This is a genomic window from Candidatus Cloacimonadota bacterium (genome assembly GCA_011372345.1).
Taxonomy (GTDB): Bacteria; Cloacimonadota; Cloacimonadia; order Cloacimonadales; family TCS61; genus DRTC01.
On sequence record DRTC01000243.1, the window covers coordinates 1 to 1,871 of the forward strand.

General features: G+C 33.9%; 1 protein-coding gene. It reads left to right on the top strand.

Annotation, left to right across the window (positions count from 1 at the left end):
* Window positions 1-141: 141 nt before the first annotated feature.
* A partial coding sequence (locus tag ENL20_04660; protein HHE37847.1) for a PEGA domain-containing protein occupies window positions 142-1,871 on the top strand: 1,730 nt, incomplete at its 3' end.

Sequence of the window (1,871 nt, forward strand, 5' to 3'; positions counted from 1 at the left end):
TTCTTATTAACCACCAACTTAAGTTGGTGGTTAATGAAACAGGAAAAAGTATTAACCGTTTTAACGGTTTCTAATTTTATTGAATTTGACCTTTTTAGAGTGGACTCAGGTTTGGAATGAGAAAAAAGGAGAAAATAAAAAATGTTGAACAAAATGAAATTCCGAATACTTTCAGGGAAAAAGTTAATATTTATTCTATTTATAGTAATTATGTTAAATCTATTTTCAGCAGAATTTATCGTCAAAGATTTCAAAGAACAACCGAATGATATCGAATTACAGCGGAATCCGGTTAGAGATGTAAATAGAGAATATGCTGCCCTCATCAAGATTAGTACGGATCTTATCCCGTTTTCTTTTCAAACGAATATCGGAGTCGTGCAAACGGAAAAGAAAGTCGGAGAGTTTTGGGCTTATGTTCCTTCGGGAACTACATATCTTATTTTTACAAAGCAGGGATTCAATAAATTGCGTTTTGCCGTTCCTGTCACGGTCAAATCAAATACAGTTTACACGATGACACTCGGATCAAAAGGTTACGGAATGGGTATAGCGGATGAAGATCTTGTACAAATAACTTTTAATTTGAATGAGAGCGATGTTTATATTTCCAAAGATAATTCCGCACCGATCCAAAAGAAAGAAAAACTCATCGTTTATAAAGTACCGAAAGGAGAACATAAGTTTAAATTTTTTAAACAGGATTTTAATGAAATTATAAAAACATGGGATTTTCAAAAAGATGAGTCGATCCAAATTACTTTAGAAAGAGGACAGACAACAACGAGAATGAAACTTCCCGGATTTATCGATATTTCATCAGAACCTGCCGGAGCAGAGATCTTTATAGATGATCAAAAAATGGGAGTAACTCCAATCTATATCGAATTGACTGCTGGAGAACATAAACTTACTTTACGAAAAAGTTTTTACTATACTTATAATGGAACATTTGAACTTGCTGAAAGAGAAACAAAAACACTTCCCAAAATAGATATGAAACCAAAGTTCGGATATTATGAAGTTACTTCTAATCCATCCGGAGCGAATTTTTATCTTGATAATAAACTTTTGGGAAAAACTCCCGTCAACCGAAAAAAGATCGAAAGCGGAACTCATCTCTTGAAAATCGAATATGAACTTTATCATCCTGAAGAAAAAGATTTCGTTATCAATGACGGTGATGATGAGAAATTTGAATTTGATTTGAAACCTGCTTTTGGAGAACTTATTCTAAACTCCCAACCTGAAAGCGGGGCAGATGTTTATATAGATGAAAATTTGATGGGAACAACGCCTTTTTCCAATAAAAAGATGCCTTCCGGTAATTATTTGATCAGGATCGAGAAAGAACTCTGGATGGGTGCGGAAGAAAGTATTACGATTTATGACGGACAAAAAATTGAGAAGACCTTACTTCTAACCAGAAATTTTGCTGAATTAAAAGTTATTGCAAATAATTCCAGAATATTTTTAGATGACGAATATGTAGCAGATAATGCTTTTTCCAAAAAACTGAATAAAGGGAAATACAGACTAAAAGCGACAAGAGATAAACATAATACCGCTGAACGGGAAATTTTTATCACTCCCGGAAATGATCTTGAAATCGAACTGAAACCGACACCAAAAGTAGGAAGTTTATCGATCACTAGCAATCCTTATGAATCAAAAGGAGCAGAAATCCATTTGAATGATCTGAAGCAGAAGGAAACAACTCCGGCTGTAATTCCTCTATTGATCGGAAATTATAATGTTACAATCAAACATCCGAAATTCCTGGAGCAAACGAAACCTGTTGTGATCAATGAAAATGAACAAATAAAGCTGGATTTTGATCTCGTAACTTATGAAGGAAGTATGCTCTCCAA